The organism is Sedimentitalea todarodis (assembly GCF_032595355.1).
GTDB classification, from domain to species: Bacteria; Pseudomonadota; Alphaproteobacteria; order Rhodobacterales; family Rhodobacteraceae; genus Sedimentitalea; species Sedimentitalea todarodis.
The window spans coordinates 1-2,605 of the sequence record NZ_JASMWN010000070.1 but is presented as its reverse complement, the minus strand read 5'-3'; the positions used below and the strand labels follow the sequence as shown (position 1 = coordinate 2,605).

2 protein-coding genes are annotated in these 2,605 nt (G+C 59.4%); both read right to left on the bottom strand.

Annotated elements, in window-relative coordinates:
• Positions 1-117: 117 nt before the first annotated feature.
• The gene (istB, locus tag QO231_RS25935) at positions 118-882 is read right to left on the bottom strand and encodes an IS21-like element helper ATPase IstB (RefSeq protein ID WP_316783158.1); all 765 of its coding nucleotides are present in this window, start codon (positions 880-882) and stop codon (positions 118-120) included.
• Between the two features lie 13 nt (positions 883-895).
• Positions 896-2,434: an IS21 family transposase gene (istA, locus tag QO231_RS25930; RefSeq protein WP_316783156.1), complete on the bottom strand. Its 1,539-nt coding sequence runs from the start codon at positions 2,432-2,434 to the stop codon at positions 896-898.
• Between the last annotated feature and the right edge of the window lie 171 nt (positions 2,435-2,605).

Below are 2,605 nucleotides of genomic sequence, written 5' to 3'. Positions count from 1 at the left end.
GGTGCGTATTTCGCGAAAGTTGGGCGGTGATTTCACGCGATCTCGGGCACGCGTTTCACGGCATCGCGGGCAGCCATTTCACGATCGTGGGCAGGCTGGCCGACAAGGTTCATTGAGTCAGGCCAGACGGCTGGGGTCAAGCGGTTTCGTGGTGTTCATTTTTCTTCGCATGCTTTCCCCAGAGAGATTGAGACGGTGAGCGTTGTGGACCAAGCGATCGAGGATGGCGTCGGCCAAAGTCGGATCACCGATGGCTTCGTGCCATTGGTCGACAGGCAGCTGGCTGGTCACAATTGTGGATCCTCGACCCTGCCGATCTTCGAGGATTTCCAGCAGATCGCGACGTTCGACAGCGGTGAGCACTGAAAGGCCCCAGTCGTCGAGGATCAGCAGCTCGGTACGTTCGATGGATTTGAGGACACGAGCGTGACGTCCGTCACCTCGCGCAATGGCCAGCGCTTGGAAGAGCCGGGGAACACGATGATACATGACCCGGCGGTCGTCGCGACACGCTTTATGTCCGAGAGCACAGGCAATCCAACTCTTGCCCAGCCCTGTTGGGCCAGTGATCAACAAGTTCTCGTGCCTGTCGATCCAGCCGCCATCGATGAGATGTGCCATGACGGTTTTGTCGATGCCGCGCGGGCTGCGTATGTCGATGTCTTCAACGCAGGCAGCCTGCCGCAGAGATGCAAATCTCAGCCGTGTTGCCAACTTCTTGGCACCGCGTTCCGCTGCCTCTCGGTCCACGAGCAGACCCAGGCGCTCTTCAAAGCTGAGGTTTTCGAACGTGTCACTGGCGCGGCGCTGTTCGTCCAGCGCCTTTGCCATGCCGATGAAGCCAAGGGCTTCGAGCCGGTCGGATGTGGGATGTGTCAGCAAGAGTTTCTCCTTCTCAGTGGTAGTAATTTTGGCCCCGGATATTGGGGTGCTGCAGGGGCAGCTCTTCGGGTTCGGGTTCTAGAAAAGCCTGATCAAGGCCGGTCGTCAGAATGGATCGGATAGACCCCACCGACCGCGCCTTGATGGCGACACCTTGGCGACAGGCGGCATCGAGACGATCCGCCTCATAGCTTTTGGCCAGGGACAACACACCCAGGCAGGTTCGGAACCCCTGTTCGGGGTGCGGGCGGTTCTCCATGACGATCTGGCAGAACGCGGCAACGGATGGGCCCAGTTTCTCGGCGCTGGCTAAAATGCGCGCAGGGGTCCATTCCGCGTAGCGGCGATGTGAGGATGGCATGTGATCGGGCACCGTTACATGGCTGCGTCGCCCAGGATTGCGTGCGTGACTGGCCACACGCTTGCCGCGATGGAAGATTTCCACCGTGGTCTGGGTGATCCGCAGGTCGACAAGCTGGCGGATCAGGCCAAAGGGGACCGAGTACCAGCAGCCGTCTGCTTCAATGTGATAATCCGGCGCGACACGGGCTCGCTTCCAACGAGCGAAGACATATGCATCCATAGGCAATGGAGCCAAGTTCGGGCGGTCCAGTGTGGCAAAGAGATCAGCCCGGCTGGCATTGTAATCCCGCATGACCCGCGTGTTCAAATCACCCAATAAGGGCCGAATGGCCGCATTCAGCTCAGCCAGAGAGAAGAACCGCCGGTTCCGCAGCCGCGCAATAATCCAGCGCTGTGACACCTGAACGGCAACTTCAACCTTCGCCTTGTCCTTTGGCCTGTACGGTCGCGCAGGCAGGATCGCGGTGCCATAATGCTCGGCCATCTCGGCATAAGTCCGGTTCAACCCCGGATCATGGCGGTCGGGCTTGGTCACCGCGGACTTCAAGTTGTCAGGGACCACCGCTTTGGTCACACCGCCAAAATAATCGAACATGCGCGTATGCGCGCCGATCCAATCTTCCAGCCCTTCGGAGGCAACCGCCTCGGCATAGGTATAGCTCGATGCGCCCATGGCCGCGACGAACAGCTTTGCGGCATGGACCTCACCAGTGTCGGGATCGACGATGTCTATCGTATCACCCGAGAAGTCCACGAAGACTTTCTCGCCACCCATATGTGTCTGTCGCATGCTCGGGCGCACGCGCCCCTTCCAGACATCAAAATGCGTGCAGAACCACGTATACCCGAAGCCATCAGGGTGCTGCTCTCGGTATTCCTGCCAAAGCAGCATCCGGGTGACCCCGCGCTTGCGCAGCTCCTTGTCAATCAATGACCAATCCGGAACCGGGCGGTTCGGGTCCGGGACTGTCGGCGACGCTGGAAACAGCAACAACTCCAGACCATCGTCATCCAGGCACTTCGGGAGCGGCCAACCCAGCCCCGCATCCCGAGCACGTCGCAGGTAGGCCCCAACACTTCCCTTCCCGAGCCCCAGCGACTTTGCAATCGCCCGCTCACTCAGCCCATGGGCAAATTTCAATCGCAATACATCTCGTATACGGCGCATGTTCAAACGTCCTGTTGGCATCTAGCCCCTCCTGTTGATCTGGAGGGGCAGTATCCTCAGTACGTCGACCAGGTCTGCCCATGATCCCGCGAAATCAATGCCCACGTTCGTGTGAAATACGTGCCCGGCTTCCCGTGAAATCCGTGCCCACGATCAAATGAAATCAGTGCCCGCGATCACGCGAAACGCGCA

Bases quoted from the DNA above. Each gene is read 5' to 3' on its own strand.
- istA (WP_316783156.1), bottom strand. From the start codon at position 2,434: ATGCCAACAGGACGTTTGAACATGCGCCGTATACGAGATGTATTGCGA.